Consider the following 16757-nt stretch of genomic DNA (forward strand, 5'->3'; position numbering starts at 1 on the left):
GTGTGCTGGGGGAGAAAGCCGGAGTGCGGCGACGCTGCCCGTGGTTCGCACTGTGCGGTTTCTACGCGCGTAACGTGCCGCTCTGGTCAGGTGCTTGTCAAGCGGTCGCCGGTGTACGCGGGCGGAAGGGCCGGTGAACCGGACGGTGGAGACGGAAGCCGTCTACGCTGGGGCAGCGATCACAACGCCCGCCTCATCGAATCGAGGAGCGCCTCCCCCATGACCGGTGACGACCGTCCCACCGTGCCGCCCGTACGGCTGCCCGCCGAAGCCGAACTGGCGCGGGACGCGCTGGCCTCGCCGCTGCTGTCCCGGGCCGCCCGGCTCGCGCGCTGGGCCGGGGAGGGGATCCGGGTCGGAGCCGGGGGCGAGCTGTCCGACGAGTCGCTGGCGCGGGCCGCCGCCCACCTCGGCCTCGACGGGGAGGAGGACGGGCTCGCGCACGCCGAGCGGGCGTGGGACGCGGCTCTGGACACCGGCCTGCTGGAGATCCGCGAGGACGGCGGACACGGCGGAAGCGACGCCGGGAGCGGTGAGGAGGGAGGGGACGGAGAGAACGGCACGGCGGTCCCCGGCGAGGAGCTGTCCCTGCTCACCGGGGGCGCCCCCGCCGACGTACTGGACATCTGGCGCGACGGCCTGGAGGCGGCCCTCGCGGACGCCGCCGCCCCGGCCCTGGAGGACCTGCTCGGCGAACCGGGCGCCGACGGCGAGGACGGCCGGCTCGACCCCGAATCCATCGACCTCGACGCGCTCGACTGGGACCCGGAGGAGGAGGCCGACTTCCTCGACGGAGCCCTGGGCAACCTCTACGTCCTGACCGCGACCGACCCCGCCGTGACGGCCGGGGCGATGGTGCCGCTGCCGGTGCTCGCCGCCTCGATGGTCGCCCCCGAGGACATGGAACACCCCACCGACTCCGTCCTGGAGGACGTCTCGGTGGCGATGGTGCGGCTGGACGAGCAGTTCCGGATGCTGGAGCCGGCCGGGATCGTCGACTACCGGCCCGTGGACGCGGCCCTGATCGAGGAGGCCGACGGCGGTGAACCCGGCGAATCCGCCGGCCTGGACGAACTCGGCGACTCCGCGGCCCCGGACGAGGAGGACGTGGCCCGCTACGGCATGGTCCGCCTGACCCCGCTCGGTCTGTACGGCGTACGGCAGCGGCTGCTGGAGGCGGGAGTCTACGCCCCGGTCGTGGGCGATCTGGCGGAGGAGGGCGCCGAGGCGCTGCTGGCCGCCCTGCCCGGCCACGGTGAGGAGGCCGCCCGCCACGAGATCGAACTGTGGCTCGCCCGGCGCACCCCCCTGGCCGCCGCCCGCGAACTCCTGGCCGCCGCCCGCGGCGACGACCGGGACGCGCCGCGCCGCCGCCTGGCCTGTCAGCAGGCGCTCTCGCTCACCGGCGCGGAGGCCGAGCCCGCCCTGCGGGAGGTCCTCGACGACGGCCAGCTGGGCGGACTGGCCCGGGTGTGGCTCTCCGAGCGCGGCTTCGCCGACGTGCCGGCGCCGTCGGAGGAGATGGTGTTCTGGCTGACCGTGGACACCCTGGCCGCCCAGCTGGCCACCGAGGGGGACGGGGGCGGGTCGGAGGAGCTGCGCGAACTGGTGCGCGGCCTGGTCGACCAGCACAGCGGCTTCTTCGACAAGGCCTGGCGCGTCGACCACCCGGCGACCGGGGAGGTGCTGGAGGCGATGAGCCGCGTGCACCCCGACCGCAAGGCGGCCAAGGACGCCCGCAAGGCGGCGTACAGGGCGCGGTCGCGCGGCTGAGCCGACCGGTTCGGCCCGTGTTCAACCCGCGTTCGCCGGAGGGCGGGATCGTGGTCGGCGCCGTGCCATCGCGCGAAGCCGACGGGAGAGACGATGCCGACCAGCAGCGAAGTCAGTCGCCCAGACCTCACCAGGCGGTCGGTCGTGGCCGGGGCCGGGATCGCCCTCACGGGCAGTGCGGGCATCCTGGCCGGCACCTCGGGCGCGTTCGGCGCCCCGGGCCACGACGACCACGACGACCGCGGGGAGCGCGACGGGCACCGCGGGCGGCGGGAGAGCGACGGACCGCGGGGCTACGGTCCGCTGGTGCCCGACCCCGAAGGGGTGCTCGCCCTGCCCGCGGGCTTCTCGTACCGCATCCTCACGCACTGCGGCGTCACCCGGCTGGAGACCGGCGAGTACACCCCCGCCAGGCACGACGGCACCGCCGCCTTCGAGGGGCCCAGGGGCAGGACGCTGCTGGTCAACAACCACGAGCTGAAGGGCCCCCGCGGCGACTGGGAGCACCCGGTGCCGCTCGCCGAGGGGCTGGTCTACGATCCGGCCGCCGCCGGGGGCTGCACGGTCGTGGAGGTCTCGCACGACGGGGAGAAGCTCGCCGAGTGGGTGGGCATCGCCGGCACCTCCACCAACTGCGCGGGCGGGGTGACCCCCTGGGGCACCTGGCTGACCTGCGAGGAGAACTCCGACAGGGCCGGTGAGAGGGGCATGACCCGCGACCACGGCTACGTCTTCGAGGTCGACCCGCGCGACCGGCGCGCCAACCGCGACCCGAAGCCGATCAAGGCGCTGGGCCGCTTCGACCACGAGGCCGTCGTCGTGGACCCGCGGCGCGGCCACATGTACCTGACCGAGGACGACTCCGACCCCAACGGCCTGTTCTTCCGGTGGGTGCCGCCGCACGGCTTCCGGCACGGACGGGGGAAGCTGCGCTCGCTGGCCGACGACGCGGGCGTCCTCCAGGCGTTCCGCTGCTTCGACTCCGGCGGCCGGTTCGTCGACGACCTCTCCCGCGCGGTGCGCCCCGGCACGGTCTACGGGGTGGACTGGGTGGACGTCCCCGACCGCGACGCCCGCGAGGTGCCCGTCCGCAGGCAGTTCGGCGGGAACGAGGTCACCCGCGCCCGCAAGCTGGAGGGCATGTGGTGGGCCGACGGCGGCGCGTACGTGGTGGCCTCCTACGCCCGCGACGAGGACAGCCCCGGTGAACCGCACGACGGCCAGGTGTGGTTCTACGACCCCCGGCGCCGCACCCTCACCCTCAGGCTGCGCTTCGGGGTCAACCGCGACCCGTACGAGCCCGGCGGCCTCGACGGCCCGGACAACATCACGGTCTCGCCGTACGGCGGGGTGATCATCGCCGAGGACGGCGAGGGGCTCCAGCATCTGATGGCCGCGGACGACCGCGGCCGGGCGTTCCCGATCGCGCGCAACGAGGTGAACATCGGCACGGAGGAGGAGCCGGAGTACAGCGAGTTCGCCGGGGTCTGCTTCTCGGGGGACGGCCGGACGCTGTTCGCCGGGATCCAGGAGCCCGGCATCCTGCTGGCGATCACCGGTCCCTGGCAGCGCCGCTGAACGGCCGCCGAGCCGCCGCCGAGCAGTGGCCGGACCGCCTCCGGCGGCGGCTCGGGACGAGGCGGTGACCGTACGCAAGGGCCCGCGGGAGATCTCCCGCGGGCCCTTGCGTGTCGCCCGGCGCCGTGCCGGTACCGTACCGGCGCCGGGTCAGCGCTGTGCGCGGCTTCAGGCCGCGGTGGTCATCCCCTGCCGCTCGGCCGCCCGCCACAGGCTCCGCAACCGGTCCAGCTCGGCGAGCTCCGCCCGGGACCAGGGGCGGTCTCCGTGTGCGCGTACGAAGGCGCGCAGCGCCTCGTTCGCCTGGGCGGGCGTCTGGGGCCCGGGGGCGGGGGATCCTTGCTCGGGAGTGGTGGACATATGACCAGCGTAGGGGCTGGGTATGACAGCGGCTGGCCCCACCGATTTCCCTTCCGTCGCGTAGTTCAAACCTCAATCGCTCCGCAAATGCCCGAAATCGTCGCTGACCTGCGAATACGGCTCCTGGTGCGGGGAGTTGGGCCTGTCGGGACAGTCGGCGGATGCGACGGATATCACTTCCGCCGGCCCTCCCGCGGTACGGCCGGAGCCCCGCGGCAAGCCTCTTCACGACTCCTGCGCGACTCCTCCTCCACTCCTCTCCGATCCCCGGCGGCCGTCCCCCGCTGCCGGCCTTCCCCCGCCGGCTCTCCTACAGGGCCGCACCGCCCGGCTTCACCATGCCGCGGACGGTGCGGGAGTCCACGTAGTCACCCAGCGCCGTCATCTCCCACTCGCCCGAGAACTGGCGGATCAGCTTGCACATCAGCACGCCCGTGCGCGGCTCGGAGCCGGTCAGGTCGAAGCGGACCAGCTCCTCGCCGGTGGCGGCGTCCAGCAGGCGGCAGTACGCCTTGGCGACCTCGGTGAACTTCTGCCCGGAGAAGGAGTTGACCGTGAAGACCAGGCCCGTCACCTGCGGCGGCAGGCCGCCCAGGTGGACGGTGATGGCCTCGTCGTCGCCCGCGCCCTCGCCGGTGAGGTTGTCGCCGGAGTGCTGGATCGTCCCGTTCAGGATGGCGAGCTTGCCGAAGTAGCAGTTGTCGATCTTCTTGCGATTGGCGTCGTAGGCGATGACCGACGCGTCGAGGTCGACGTTCTTGCCGCGGAAGGCGGGCTCCCAGCCCAGGCCCATCCGGACCGAGGTCAGCAGCGGTTTGCCACCCTTGACCAGGGAGACGGTCTGGTGTTTCCGCAGGTCGACCCGGCCCTTGTCCAGGTTGATCCGCCCGGTGGCGGCGGCAGCGGGGGCAGGGGCGGGAGGGGCGGCGGGCGGCGCGGCCGGCATGGCCGGAGCGGCGGGCGCTGCCGGCGCCGAGGGCGCGGCGGCGGGGGCTGCGGCCGTGGCGGGCGCGGCGGGCGCGGCGGGCTCCTCCACCGTCACGCCGAAGTCCGTGGCGATGCCCGCCAGGCCATTCGCGTACCCCTGGCCGACCGCGCGGACCTTCCAGGCGCCGCCCCTGCGGTAGACCTCGACCACCACCAGCGCCGTCTCCGGACCCAGCCGGGGCGGGGTGAAGGTGGCCACCACCGCGCCGCTCGCCGCGTCCCGCACGGTCGCGGTGGGCTCGGTGCCGGCGAAGGTCGCGCCCGGTGCGTCGAGGCTGGCCGTCACCACGACCTTCTCGATGTCGGCGGGCACCGCGGCGGTGTCCACCGTGATGGTGTCGAGGCCGCCTGCGGAACTGTGGGCCACCCCCGGGGCGGAGGGCTGGTTGTAGAAGACGAAGTCGTCGTCGGAGCGCACCTTCCCGTCGGCGGCGATCAGCAGGCCGGAGACGTCGAGCCGCGCCGGCGCGGTGACGTCCACCGCCACACGCGCGGTGGGCAGCGGAAGGTTCGAACCGGGAGTCATTGCAGTCATGGTCCGGATAACGGACCACGCCGGTTTACGGTTCCATTACCCTCCTCCGTCCGGGGCGCACTCCGCACCCGGGCCGGAGGCGGGGCGGACCGGGCCTCAGCGGGGCGGGCGCGAGTGGCCGAAGAACAGACGGTAGGCGATCAGCAGCACCAGGGAACCCCCGACCGCCGAGACCCACAGGGCCGGGTCGTAGAAGTCCCGCTCCACGGGGCGGTCCAGATAGGTCGCCGACAGCCAGCCGCCCACGAACGCCCCGACGATGCCGATGAGCGTGGTGCCCACCAGCCCGCCCGGGTCGCGGCCCGGCAGCAGGACCTTGGCGACGACCCCCGTGACCAGTCCGAGCACCAGCCAGCTCACGATGTCCACGATCGAACCCCTCCCCGCCGCGGGCTCCGCCCGCGGTCCGTGATCTTCGCGGGCCATCATGCCCGAACGGGTGCGCCCTCGAACACCTTCCGGGCGGGCGGCGGAAGGGACGGGGGAGCGGAACGCGCCGCCCGGGCAGGCGGGCCCGGGGCCGCCGCCCTGCCGCTCGTCCCCCAGGGCCCGCACCGGGTTCGCGGCCGCGTGGCGGCGCCGGTGGGCGGGCCGTAAGGGGATGGAAGCCGCCGTCCCCGTCACTGAGAACCGTTCACATCCGTGTCGGAGCACGGGGGTTGGGCCGGGACCCGCCGGAACATCATGGTGCGGAAGCGCTGGTCGGTCCGTGGGCCCCGACAACCGGGCGGACTTCGCGCGCTGTTCAGATATGCGTACATGCGGCACCATCATGGGCGGCCGTCCAGAGGGTGGGCGAGGCTGTCGCGGTCCGGCCCTGTGCCCCGGCCCTCGCCCGTCCCGCCCAGGGCCGTCCACCCGGCCCGGCCGTCCGAACCCGTCCGACCATCTCACACCAAGGAGCCGCCGATGCGCGCTTCCGCGTTCGTCTACCCCTGGGACGTCGTCGGCGACCCGGCCGCCGCCCGCCGGATCGCCGACCTCGGCGTCGAGCAGGTCACCCTCGCCTCCGCCTACCACTCCACCAGGGCGCTCACCCCCCGCCATCCGCGCCACCGCGTCGTCGCCGCCCGGCACTCCGCCGTCTACTACCCGGTGGACCCGGCCCGCTGGGAGGGTCTGCGGCTGCGCCCGTACGCGCAGGACTGGGTCGCGGGCGAGGACCCGTACGGCGAGGCCGCGGCCGCTCTGGCCGACGCCGGTCTGGAGGTGCACTCCTGGGTGATCCTCGCCCACAACACCCGGCTCGGCGGCGAGCACCCGGACCTGACCGTGCGCAACGCCTACGGCGACCGCTACCCCTGGGCGCCCTGCATCGCGCGGGAGGAGGTGCGCGCCTACGCCGCCGCACTGGCCGCCGAGGCCGCCGTACGGCCCGGCGCGCGGGGGGTGGAGCTGGAGTCCTGCGGCTGGTACGGGCTGGGGCACCTGAGCGCTCATGACAAGACCGGCGGGGTACGGCTGGACGGGGCCGGCCAGTACCTGATGTCGCTGTGCTTCTGCCCGGAGTGCGAGGCGGGGTACGCCGCGCACGGCGCCGACCCCGAGCGGCTGCGGCGCGCCGCGGCCGCAGCGCTGGAGCCGCTGTGGCGCGGGGAGGGCGGGGAGCGAGGGAAGGCGGCCGGCGGACGCGAACAGGAGTGGGAGGAGGTGGGGGGACTGCTGGGGCAGGAGCTCGCCGAGGCCGCGGCGGGCTGGCGTGACCAGGTAGCGAGCGCTTTCCAAACCGAGGTCGTGACAGCCGTGCGGAAGGCCGCCGAGGCCCGGCGGACGGAAGGATTCCGGGTGCTGCTGCACGCCGATCCGGCACCCCACCGCTGCGGCGCCAACGTCGGTGTGGACCCCGCCGGCGTCCTCGCCCTGGCCGACGGGGTGGTGCTGCCGTGCACCGGGGACGGCGCCGGACGCGAGGCCGTCCTGGCGCCCTTCGGGCCGCACCGGACCCCCTCCACCGTGCTCGCCGCCAACCTCATGGTGGTCGGGGGGATGGGCGGGCGCCCGGCGGAGCTGGCCGGGGACGCCGCGCACGCCCGGGAGCTCGGGGCGGACGAGCTGCGGCTGTACCACGCCGGTCTGGCCTCCGACGCGGACCTGGCGGCCGTGCGCGCCGCGCTGTCCCGGCTGGACTGAGTGGCGCGAGCGCGGCGCACGGCAGCTCCGCGTGATCGTCGGCACACCCGTCGTCGCATACGGTAAGCGCTTTCAGGGCGGTCTCCGAAAGTTCTGTCAGAACCGTTGACGGAGCCCGGGGGCCGCCCTACTTTCTTCCCACCGCACGTCGTACGCGATACGTCATACGTCATATCTCGTGCGTCATATACGAGATGCCGTACACGGGTGTGCGCCGCATCCCGAGCGCCGCGCACACCACCGCCCGTACGCCCGTCGCCACAGCCGACCTGAGAGCCGACCGCATGAGAGCCCCCCTGACCGGTCTCGCACCGGTACCCGTCCCCTCCAGGACGCAGTACGTCATGGAGCATCTGACCCACGCCATCCTCACCGGGCAGCTCCCGCCCGGGCAGCCGCTGGTGGAGACCGAGCTGGCCGCGCGGTTCGGCGTGTCCAAGACCCCGGTCCGCGAGGCGCTGAAGACCCTCGCGGGCCGCGGACTGGTCGTGATGAGCGAGTACAAGGGCGCCACCGTGCGCACCGTGGACGCCTCGATGGCCCGCTCGGTCTACGACGTGCGGCTGCTGCTGGAGCCGGAGGCGCTGCGCCGCACCGTCACGGCGAAGGCGGACCTGGCCGGGGCCCGGGCCGCGCTGGAGCGGGCCGACGCCGCCGCCGACCGGGCCGACCGCTCGCTGGCCAACCGGGACTTCCACCGGGCCCTGTACCTGCCCTGCGGCAACCCGCTGCTGACGCGGATGCTGGACGACCTGCGCGACCAGGCGGCCCTGGTGTCCACCGTCGCCTGGGAGGCCGTGCCCTCCTGGGAGCACGAGGCCGCCGAGCACCGGGAGATCCTCGCCCGGGCCCTGGACGGGGACGCCGACGGCGCGGCCCGGCTGCTGCGCGACCACATCGAGGGATTCGTCCGCCGGGCCTTCCCGGCCGTGGAGAACCAGGAAGGTCAGGTCCAGGCATGACGGACTTCTCCCCCCAGCGGGCCGCACTCGCCGATGTCGTGGCGATCCCGGTCACACCGTTCGACGAGCGGGACCGGCTGGACGCGGACACCTACCGGGCCCTGGTCCGCCGGCTGCTGGACGCCGGAATCCGCACCGTCACCCCCAACGGCAACACCAGCGAGTTCTACTCCCTCACCCCCGAGGAGCGCCGGCTTGAGGTCGAACTGACCATGGCCGAGGTCCGGGAGGCCGGAGGGGGCGCCGAGGTCGTCGTGGGCGTCGGCCACGACCCGGCCACCGCGGTCGCCGCCGCCGAGCAGGCCCGCGACGCCGGGGCGGGCATGGTGATGGTCCACCAGCCCGTCAACCCCTATGTCTCGCAGGCCGGCTGGGTGGACTACCACCGGGCCGTCGCCGAGGCCGTCCCGGAGGTGGGCGTCGTCCCCTACCTGCGCAACCCCCTCATCGACGGCTCCGCCCTCGCCCGGCTCGGCGAGGCGTGCCCCAACGTCATCGGCGTCAAGTACGCCGTCCCCGACGCCGCGCGCTTCGCCGCCTTCGCCCGCGACGCCGGCCCGGAGCGCTTCGTGTGGGTGGCCGGACTCGCCGAGCTGTACGCGCCGGCCTACTTCGCCTGCGGCGCCACCGGCTTCACCTCCGGCCTGGTCAACGTGGCCCCGCGGATCTCGCTGGAGATGCTCCGCGCCCTGCGGGCGGGGGACTTCGGCGCCGCGATGCGGGTGTGGGAGAGCATCCGCGTCTTCGAGGACCTGCGCGCCGCGCAGCAGTCGGCCAACAACGTCTCCGTCGTCAAGGAGGCCCTGGCCCACCTCGGCCTGTGCCGCCGCGACGTCCGCCCGCCGAGCCGGACGCTGCCCGAGGAGCAGCGCGCCGAGATCGCCGGAATCGTCAAGGGATGGGAGGCGGCATGACCGGCCGGAACGACCGGAACGACCGGAACGACCAGCACGGCGGGAGCGGCTCCCGAACCCGCCGCGCCCCCGAGGAGCTGCGCAGCCACCAGTGGTACGGCACCGACGGACTGCGGTCCTTCAGCCACCGCGCCCGCACCCGGCAGCTCGGCTACCTCCCCGAGGAGCACCTGGGCAAGCCGGTCATCGCGATCCTCAACACCTGGTCCGACATCAACCCCTGCCACCAGCACCTGCGCGAGCGCGCCGAGGCGGTCAAGCGGGGGGTGTGGCAGGCCGGCGGCTTCCCCCTGGAGTTCCCCGTCTCCACCCTCTCGGAGACCTTCCAGAAGCCCACCCCCATGCTCTACCGCAACCTGCTCTCCCTGGAGACCGAGGAACTGCTGCGCTCCTACCCGGTGGACGGCGCGGTGCTGATGGGCGGCTGCGACAAGACCACTCCCGCCCTGCTGATGGGCGCGGCCAGCGCCGACCTGCCCACCGTCTTCGTCCCCGCCGGGCCCATGCTGCGCGGCCACTGGCGCGGCGAGACCCTCGGCTCGGGCACCGACATGTGGAAGTACTGGGACGACAAGCGCGCCGGCCTCATCGGCGACTGCGAGATGGCCGAGCTGGAGTGCGGCCTGGCCCGCTCGCCCGGCCACTGCATGACCATGGGCACCGCCTCCACCATGACCGGCGCGGCCGAGGTGCTGGGCGTGACCATGCCCGGAGCGTCGTCCATCCCCGCCGTCGACTCCGGCCACTCCCGGATGGCCGCCGCGGCCGGGCGCCGGATCGTGGAGATGGCGTGGGAGGACCGCAGGCTCTCCACCGTCCTGACCCGCGAGGCGTACGAGGACGCCGTCGCCGCCGTGTGCGCGCTGGGCGGCTCCACCAACGCCGTCATCCACCTGATCGCCATGGCCGGGCGGTCGGGCGTCGGCCTCACCCTGGACGACTTCGACCGGATCGCCCGCACCACGCCCGTGCTGGCCAACCTCAGGCCCGGCGGGAAGTACCTGATGGAGGACTTCCACTACGCGGGCGGCATGCCCGGCTTCCTCTCCCGGCTGCAGGACCACCTCCACCTGGAGCGGCCCACCGTCGCCCACGACACGCTGCGCGAGCAGATCGCCGGCGCCCTCGTCCACGACGACGACGTCATCCGCACCGCCGACAACCCGCTCGCGGCCGAGGGAGGCGTGGCCGTGCTGCGCGGCAACCTTGCCCCGGACGGCGCGGTCATCAAGCACATCGCCGCCGAGCAGCACCTGCTGAAGCACACCGGCCCGGCGGTCGTCTTCGACGACTACCGCACCATGCAGGCCACCATCAACGACCCGGACCTGGGCATCACCGCCGAGAGCGTGCTGGTGCTGCGCGGCTCTGGCCCGCTGGGCGGGCCGGGCATGCCGGAGTACGGGATGCTGCCGATCCCCGACCACCTGCTCAAGCAGGGCGTGCGCGACATGGTCCGCCTCTCCGACGCCCGGATGAGCGGCACCAGTTACGGCGCCTGCGTCCTGCATATCGCCCCCGAGTCCCACGTGGGCGGACCGCTGGCCCTGGTGGAGACCGGCGACCTGGTCACCCTCGACGTGGCCGCGCGCACCCTGCGCCTGGAGGTCGACGACGCCGAGCTGGAACGCCGGCGCGCCGCCTGGCACCCGCCCGAGCGGCGCTACGGGCGCGGCTACGGGGCGCTGTACGAGGAGCACATCACCCAGGCCGACACCGGCTGCGACTTCGCCTTCCTCGCCCGCCCCGGCGAGGTCCCCGAACCCTACGCGGGCTGAGCGTCCGCACCGCACCGCCGCACCACAGACCGTCCGAACCACCCGCCGACACGACATCTCGAACGACGTTCGACAGTCATTCGACGACAGAACGGAGCACCGGCAATGGCCCTCACCGCCGTGCCGAAGAAGCGCGCCCTGCCGGGGAGGCCGGGGAAACCCGGTGGACCCGGGAAATCCGGAAAAGGGGGCAAGCCCGGGCTCACCGGGAAGCGCGGCCTGCCGTACGTACTGATCGCGCCCGCCGGGCTGCTGATGCTGGGCTTCATCGCCTACCCGATGCTCAGCGTCCTCTACTACAGCCTCCAGCACTACAACGTCACCAAGCCCTGGCGGAACGGCTTCGCGGGTCTGGACAACTTCCGTGAGATCTTCTTCGAGGACCCGCTGTTCTGGCAGACCCTCGCCTTCAGCGCCAAGTGGGTCGTCGCCGAGGTCGGCCTCCAGCTCCTCTTCGGCCTGGCGCTCGCGCTGATCGTCAACCAGACGTTCGTCGGCCGCGGCATCGCCCGGGCCCTGGTCTTCTCGCCCTGGGCCGTCTCCGGTGTGCTCACCACCACCATCTGGATCCTGCTGTACAACCCCTCCACGGGCCTGAGCCGCTACCTGGCGGACGCCGGCATCGGCGAGTACGGCACCTCGGTCCTCTCCGACACCGGCACCGTCTTCTGGGCCGCCGTCCTGGCCGAACTGTGGCGCGGTGTCCCCTTCTTCGCGATCCTCATCCTCGCCGACCTGCAGTCCATCTCCAAGGACCTGTACGAGGCGGCCTCGGTGGACGGCGCGAGCCGCTTCCGGCAGTTCTGGCACATCACCCTGCCGCACCTGAAGGACGCGATCATCCTCTCCACCCTGCTGCGCGCGGTGTGGGAGTTCAACAACGTCGACCTGCTCTACACCCTCACCGGCGGCGGACCGGCCGGCGTGACCACCACGCTCCCGCTCTACGTCGCCAACACCGGCATCGACGGCCACGACTTCGGCTACGCCTCCGCGCTGACCACCGTGGCCTTCGTGATCCTGCTCTTCTGCTCGATCCTCTACCTGCGCCTGAGCAAGTTCGGAGGCGACGACAAGTGACCGCAGCAATCGCGGAGAAGGGCGCCCAGGTGCCCGCCCCGGCCGACGGAGAGACTCCGCCCCCGGCCCGGAGGAGGGCGCGGCAGCGCAGACTCGACGACGGGCCGCCGCGCTGGCAGATCTACGTGCCCCTGGGCGTCTACCTGCTCTTCACCCTCATCCCCTTCTACTGGATGCTGCTGTTCGCGCTCCGCCCCTCCGGCTCCACCTCGCTGGTGCCCTGGCCGATGACCGGCGAGCACTTCGAGAAGGTCTGGAACGAGCGCAGCTTCGGCACCTACTTCCTCAACAGCACCCAGGTCGGCATCGCCTCGATGGTGATGACGATGGCGGTGGCCCTGGCCGGCGGGTACGCCCTGGCGCGCTTCCGGTTCCGGATGAAGAACGCCTTCATGCTGGCGCTGCTGTGCTCGCAGTTCATCCCCGGCGCGCTGATGCTGGTCCCGCTGTTCGAGACCTTCCGCAACCTCCAGCTCATCAACTCCATGTGGAGCGTGATCATCGCGGAGACGGTCTTCCAGCTGCCGCTGTCGATGATCCTGATCAGCGGCTTCATCAAGAACGTCCCCGAGTCGCTGGAGGAGGCCGCCTGGGTGGACGGCTGCTCCCGGCTGCGGGCGTTCATGGCCATCGTGCTGCCGATGCTGCGGCCCGGGCTGATCGCGGTGGGCTCCTTCGCCTTCGTGCACAGCTGGAACCACTTCCTGTTCGCCCTGATGTTCCTCTCCTCGCAGGAGAAGCAGACGATCCCGGTGGGCCTGAACACCCTCATCGGCTCGGACAGCGTGGACCTGGGCGCGCTCGCGGCGGGCGGCGTGGTCGCCGCCGTGCCCGTGGTGATCATCTTCGCCTTCATCCAGAAGTGGCTGATCACCGGATTCAGCGCGGGGGCGGTGAAGGGCTGATGACTTCCGCCTCCACCCCGGGCGCCGCATCCGCGTCCGCCGCGCACGCCCTGCCGGTCGTGCTGGCGGGCGCCCGCGGCCACGGCCGCTGGCACCTGGCCAACATCCGCCGCCTCGCGCAGGAGGGCCTGGTCCGCCTGGCCGGGGTCTGCGAACTGACGCCGCTGGACGAGAACGAGCTGGACGGCCTCGGCGCCCCCGAGCAGTCGGCCGACTTCGCCGCGCTGCTGGAGAGCACCGGCGCACGGATCGCCGTGGTGTGCACCCCGATCCACACCCACACCGACCTGGCGCTGGCCGCCGCCGAGCGGGGCGTGCACCTGCTGCTGGAGAAGCCGCCCGCGCCCTCGTACGCGGAGTTCGAGCGGATGGCGCGGGGGGTGCGGGCGGCGGGCGTCGCCTGCCAGATCGGCTTCCAGTCGCTGGGCTCGCACGCCGTCACCGCCGTACGCGACCTGATCGCCGACGGCGCGATCGGCACGGTGCGCGGCATCGGCGCGGCCGGCGCCTGGAGCCGCGACCTGGCCTACTGGGAGCGCGCCCCCTGGGCCGGCCGGCGCAGGCTGGAGGGCCGGGACGTGGTGGACGGGGTCCTCACCAACCCCCTGGCCCACGCGGTGGCCACCGCGCTGCGCATCGACGGCGGCGACCGCGCCGAGGACGTCGTCGGCATCGAACTGGAGCTGTACCGCGCCAACGCCATCGAGTCCGACGACACCTCCTGCGTCCGGCTGCGCACCGCGCACGGCGACGGCACGACGGGCGAGATCACCGCGGCCGTGACACTGTGCGCCGAGCGGCCCGGCGAGCCCTACGTCGTCGTCCACGGCACCGGCGGCCGGATCACCTTCTGGTACAAGCAGGACCGCCTGCTGCTGGAGCGCGACGGGCACGCGCCCGAGACCACCGAGCACGCCCGCACCGACCTGCTGCGCAACCTCGTGGCCCACCTCGCCGGCGGAGAGGAGCTGCTGGTACCGCCCGAGCGCACCGGCGCCTTCATGCGGCTGGTGGAGGCCGTGCGCACCGCGCCCGAACCGCGCCCGCTGCCCGCCGGCGCCTGGCGTACCGAGCCCGGCGCCGGCGGCGACGGCTCCGCCCGGCGGATCGTCACCGGCATCGACGACCTGGTCGCGGCGGGGGCCCGGGAGCTGGCCCTGTACTCCGAGCTGTCCGACGGCTCCGGCCCGCGCGCCCCCTGGGCCGTCCCCGCGGCGGAGCCCGGGCGGAAGCCCGAGCAGGAGCCCGAGCCGAAGCCCGAGCGGAAGGGAGCCGTGGCATGAGCGCACCGCACCTGCACACCGCCGGAGCCCCGGACGTCCCCGGCACCGCCGACGCCGTCGAACTGCGCTGCGGCGGGCGGACCGTGGCCCGCTACGAGTACCGTCCGCACCTGGCCCGGCGGGAGTCGCCGCGCCCCTACCTGCACCCCGTCCGGACCCTGGGCGGCACCGCCGTCACCGAGCTGCGGCCCGCCGACCACGTGCACCACCTCGGGGTGAGCATGGCCGTCCCCGACGTCGGCGGCGCCAACTTCTGGGGCGGGCGCACCTTCGTCCGCGACCGGGGACCGGTCGAGCTGGACAACCACGGGCACCAGAGCCACCTGGGCTGGCCGGAACTGCGCGAGGACGGCTTCACCGAGGAGATCGCCTGGCAGCGGGACGGACGGCGGCTGCTGACCGAACGCCGCACCGTCACCGCCCGGGCGCTGGAGGCGGACTGCTGGGCGCTGGACTTCACCACCGAGCTCACCAACGTCTGCGGCGAGGAGCTGTCGGTGGGCAGCCCGGCCACCAACGGCCGCCCCGGCGCCGGCTACGGCGGCTTCTTCTGGCGCCCGCCCATCGGCCCCCGCCCGCCGGAGGTGTTCACCGAGGACGCCGAGGGCGAGGAGGCGGTGCACGGCTCGCGGGCGCCCTGGCTGGCCATGGCGACCGACGCCTGGACGCTGGTGTTCGCCGGGGCCACCGAGGAAACCCGCCGCGACCGGTGGTTCGTACGCGCCGCCGAGTACCCGGGTGTGGGCTCCGCGCTGGCCTGGGACCGCAGACTGCTGCTGCCCGCCGGGCGGCCGGTGGTGCGGCGGGTGGTCACCGGTGTCGCCGACGGGCGGCTGGAGAGGGCCGCCGCCGCCGAGGTCGCCGCCCGGCTCACCGGGAAGGAGGCGGCCCGATGACGGCCCTCCCGGCGACCGCGCCACCCACCGCCCCGGCCGGCGCGTACCGCAACCCGGTGCTGGACGCCGACTGGTCCGACCCCGACGCCATCCGCGTCGGCGACGACTACTACCTGACCGCCTCCAGCTTCGGCCGCGCCCCCGGCCTGCCGATCCTCCACTCCCGCGATCTGGTCAACTGGCGGATCATCGGCCACGCCCTCCAGCGGCTGGAGCCGGAGCAGGCGTTCACCGCCCCGCGCCACGACTGCGGGGTGTGGGCGCCGTCCATCCGCCACCACGCCGGCCGCTTCTGGATCTTCTGGGGCGACCCCGACCACGGCATCTACCAGATCAGCGCCGAGGACGTACGGGGCCCGTGGAGCAGACCGCACCTGCTGAAGGCCGGCCGCGGACTGATCGACCCCTGCCCGCTGTGGGACGACGACGGCCGCGCCTATCTGGTGCACGCCTGGGCGAAGTCCCGCTCCGGGATCAAGAACCGGCTCACCGGCCACCGGATGAGCCCCGACGGCCGCGAACTGCTCGATCAGGGCCGCACGGTCGTCGACGGCGACGCGCTGCCCGGCTGGTTCACCCTGGAGGGCCCCAAGCTCTACCGGCACGGCGGCTGGTACTGGATCTTCGCTCCGGCAGGGGGAGTGGAGACCGGCTGGCAGGGTGCGTTCCGCTCCCGGGACGTCTTCGGCCCCTACGAGGAGCGCATCGTGCTCGCCCAGGGCCGCACCGGCGTCAACGGCCCGCACCAGGGGGCGTGGGTGCGGGCGGCCGACGGCTCCGACTGGTTCCTCCACTTCCAGCAGCGCGGCGCGTACGGGCGGGTGGTGCACCTGCAGCCGATGCGCTGGAGCGACGAGGGCCGGGACGGGGAAGCCGGCTGGCCGGTGATCGGCGACGAGGGCGAACCCGTCGCCGCCCACCGCCCGCCCGTCCCCGCCGAGCGCCCGGCGGCCCCCGCCACCGGCGACGACTTCCCCGGCGGCCGCTTCGGCCACCAGTGGTCCTGGACCGCCAACCCGGGGCAGGGCTGGACGGTCGCCCACGGCGGTGACGGACTGCGGCTGGCCTGCCGCCGCACCGCCGACGCCCACGACCTGCGCCGGCTGCCGAACGTACTGGTCCAGCGCCTGCCCGGCCGCCCGTGCACGGTAGAGGTCGAGCTGCGGCTGGACGGCTCGGGCGCCGGCGCCAGGGCCGGACTGGCCGTCCTGGGCGACGCGTTCGCCTGGATCGGCCTGGAGCGGGACGCCCTCGGGACCCGTCTGGTGCACCGCTTCGCCGAGCCCGCCGCCGAACACGAGCGGGACGCCGCGCACTCCCGGCCCGCGCCGGACGGCCGCGCGCACCTGCGCATCGAACTCCTCCCCGGCGCCCGCTGCCTGTTCTCGGCGCGCACCGGGGACGACACCGCCTTCCGCCCCTCCGGCCCGCCCTTCGCCGCGACCCCGTGGCGCTGGGTGGGCGCCCAGCTCGGCCTGTTCGCCGCCGCTCCCGAAGGCGGCGGACCGGCCGGAACCGCGGTCTTCACCCGGTTCCGCGTCACCTGACCCGGCCCGCCGGACACCACCGCGCCCGG

General features: G+C 73.9%; 14 protein-coding genes. 11 read left to right on the forward strand and 3 right to left on the reverse strand.

Annotated features, from left to right (window positions below):
* Positions 1-219 precede the first annotated feature (219 nt).
* Together QPK52_RS21110 and QPK52_RS21115 are read left to right on the forward strand one after the other, a co-directional pair.
* Positions 220-1773 (forward strand): hypothetical protein, encoded by a 1554-nt coding sequence (locus tag QPK52_RS21110; RefSeq protein ID WP_410539023.1) that lies wholly within the window; start codon positions 220-222, stop codon positions 1771-1773.
* A 93-nt stretch (positions 1774-1866) separates the two neighbouring features.
* Positions 1867-3351 (forward strand): alkaline phosphatase PhoX, encoded by a 1485-nt coding sequence (locus QPK52_RS21115; RefSeq protein ID WP_410539024.1) that lies wholly within the window; start codon positions 1867-1869, stop codon positions 3349-3351.
* A gap of 168 nt (positions 3352-3519) precedes the next feature.
* Here the strand turns inward: QPK52_RS21115 and QPK52_RS21120 are convergent, their stop codons facing one another.
* From QPK52_RS21120 to QPK52_RS21130, 3 genes are all read right to left on the reverse strand, one after another.
* On the reverse strand, positions 3520-3711 hold the full coding sequence (locus QPK52_RS21120) for a hypothetical protein (protein ID WP_410539025.1): 192 nt from the start codon (positions 3709-3711) through the stop codon (positions 3520-3522).
* Positions 3712-4021: 310 nt separating this feature from the next.
* Entirely contained in the window at positions 4022-5224 is a 1203-nt protein-coding gene (locus QPK52_RS21125; protein WP_410540420.1) for a TerD family protein, read from the reverse strand.
* A 105-nt stretch (positions 5225-5329) separates the two neighbouring features.
* Positions 5330-5602 carry a GlsB/YeaQ/YmgE family stress response membrane protein gene (locus tag QPK52_RS21130; RefSeq protein WP_410539026.1) on the reverse strand — a complete coding sequence of 91 codons (273 nt, stop codon included), beginning with the start codon at positions 5600-5602 and terminating at the stop codon, positions 5330-5332.
* A gap of 540 nt (positions 5603-6142) precedes the next feature.
* On the opposite strand from QPK52_RS21130, the gene QPK52_RS21135 reads away from it, so the two are divergent.
* From QPK52_RS21135 to QPK52_RS21175, 9 genes are all read left to right on the forward strand, one after another.
* Entirely contained in the window at positions 6143-7363 is a 1221-nt protein-coding gene (locus QPK52_RS21135) for a hypothetical protein (RefSeq protein WP_410539027.1), read from the forward strand.
* A 284-nt stretch (positions 7364-7647) separates the two neighbouring features.
* Positions 7648-8325, forward strand: coding sequence for a GntR family transcriptional regulator (locus tag QPK52_RS21140; protein ID WP_410540421.1), 678 nt, complete (start codon positions 7648-7650; stop codon positions 8323-8325).
* On the forward strand, positions 8322-9239 hold the full coding sequence (locus QPK52_RS21145; RefSeq protein WP_410539028.1) for a dihydrodipicolinate synthase family protein: 918 nt from the start codon (positions 8322-8324) through the stop codon (positions 9237-9239). The genes QPK52_RS21140 and QPK52_RS21145 overlap by 4 nt, the downstream gene beginning before the upstream one ends.
* Positions 9236-11017, forward strand: a complete 1782-nt coding sequence (araD, locus tag QPK52_RS21150) for an L-arabinonate dehydratase (protein ID WP_410539029.1) — start codon at positions 9236-9238, stop codon at positions 11015-11017. The genes QPK52_RS21145 and araD overlap by 4 nt, the downstream gene beginning before the upstream one ends.
* Before the next feature lie 105 nt (positions 11018-11122).
* A complete protein-coding gene (locus QPK52_RS21155; RefSeq protein ID WP_410539030.1) occupies positions 11123-12097 on the forward strand; it encodes a carbohydrate ABC transporter permease in 975 nt (324 codons plus the stop codon).
* Positions 12094-13002 carry a carbohydrate ABC transporter permease gene (locus QPK52_RS21160; RefSeq protein WP_410539031.1) on the forward strand — a complete coding sequence of 303 codons (909 nt, stop codon included), beginning with the start codon at positions 12094-12096 and terminating at the stop codon, positions 13000-13002. The genes QPK52_RS21155 and QPK52_RS21160 overlap by 4 nt, the downstream gene beginning before the upstream one ends.
* The gene (locus QPK52_RS21165) at positions 13002-14285 is read left to right on the forward strand and encodes a Gfo/Idh/MocA family protein (RefSeq protein ID WP_410539032.1); all 1284 of its coding nucleotides are present in this window, start codon (positions 13002-13004) and stop codon (positions 14283-14285) included. Before QPK52_RS21160 ends, QPK52_RS21165 begins: the two co-directional genes overlap by 1 nt.
* Entirely contained in the window at positions 14282-15181 is a 900-nt protein-coding gene (locus tag QPK52_RS21170) for a PmoA family protein (RefSeq protein ID WP_410539033.1), read from the forward strand. Before QPK52_RS21165 ends, QPK52_RS21170 begins: the two co-directional genes overlap by 4 nt.
* Complete coding sequence (locus QPK52_RS21175) at positions 15178-16728, forward strand: family 43 glycosylhydrolase (protein ID WP_410539034.1); 1551 nt, start codon at positions 15178-15180, stop codon at positions 16726-16728. Before QPK52_RS21170 ends, QPK52_RS21175 begins: the two co-directional genes overlap by 4 nt.
* Positions 16729-16757 lie beyond the last annotated feature (29 nt).

Origin of the sequence: Streptomyces sp. KL2 (assembly GCF_046529545.1) — a bacterium.
Classification (GTDB): Bacteria; Actinomycetota; Actinomycetes; order Streptomycetales; family Streptomycetaceae; genus Streptomyces; species Streptomyces radiopugnans.